Below are 1,036 nucleotides of genomic sequence, written 5' to 3'. Positions count from 1 at the left end.
AATGTGAATAAAAAAATAAAGATATCTCCAAATCAAAATCTGACAATTTCAAAAATGAGCTTAAACGATTTGGCAAGTACAATTTATGGAAATTTGGATAATAAAGAATATGAAGATTATTATTTAATAGGAACCGACGATAAAGGAAATCAGGGGCTTTATAGAATGACAAATTATGGAGACACAGAGACTGTGTTTGAAGAAAGCAGAAATAATACAAAATATAAAGGAATTTCTCCAGATGCTAAAACGGTGACATTAGAATTATATGTAAATAAAGAAGAAAAAAACAGAACAACATATAAAAAATATGAAACAGGAACAGAAGATACTTACGGAGAAGGCGAAGGACGTGTTTATGAAAGTGATGAAGATCCTCTGGATTTATATAGCCCAGTGGAAGGTTTTGGATTTGATGGGAGAAATAGATGAAAAATTTGTTTACGAAGCTTCCTTGCCATGGAAAAAGCGAAATGTTAATTTGAAATTAAAATTAGCAAAGATTGCAGCAGCAGGAGTTGTAATAGCATTATTGATAGGAGGCTTGGGACATCCGCACGAGATAAAGGCGGCCTGGGAACAGATTACTTCGTGGATTCAAACTGCATTGGGGATTAATGAAAATGTAGAATCATATATAGATAGTGTTGGAAAAACGATTACTAAAAATGGAATTTCTATTACATTAGATGAAATTGCTGCGGATAAGGAGAATTTATGGGTGGCAATATCTGATAATATAAATGCTTCAAAAGAAAAGGAGACTATTCTACTAACAGAAGTGGAGATAAATGGAAAAGCGGCACAGTTAGATGGAACATATGCTCTGGAGAAAAAGGAGAACGGAACAGATAGTCAGGTTTGTCATTATAGGTTGGAAGATACAACTATTAAAGATAATACAGCAGATATAAAAATGAAAGTATGGTTATTTGATCCAACAGAAATGGATACTGCAGATACAGAAGATACGGATGAGTATATTTTTGAATTTTCATCAAATTGGGAAGAACTGGAGAAGAATACCATAAATGTG

The 1,036-nt window shown here is 32.9% G+C and carries 2 protein-coding genes; both read left to right on the top strand.

Annotation, left to right across the window (positions count from 1 at the left end):
- The coding region (locus WMO28_RS17080; protein ID WP_349057749.1) for a DUF5643 domain-containing protein at positions 1 to 432 on the top strand (432 nt) is incomplete at its 5' end.
- Positions 359 to 1,036, top strand: a 678-nt coding sequence (locus WMO28_RS17075; RefSeq protein WP_349057748.1) for a DUF4179 domain-containing protein, incomplete at its 3' end; no start/stop codon positions are given. The genes WMO28_RS17080 and WMO28_RS17075, both read left to right, overlap by 74 nt.

Origin of the sequence: Blautia aquisgranensis (assembly GCF_040096615.1) — a bacterium.
GTDB classification, from domain to species: Bacteria; Bacillota; Clostridia; order Lachnospirales; family Lachnospiraceae; genus Blautia_A; species Blautia_A aquisgranensis.
The sequence above is the reverse complement of the archived record's forward strand: the minus strand, read 5'-3'. Positions and strand labels throughout refer to the sequence as shown.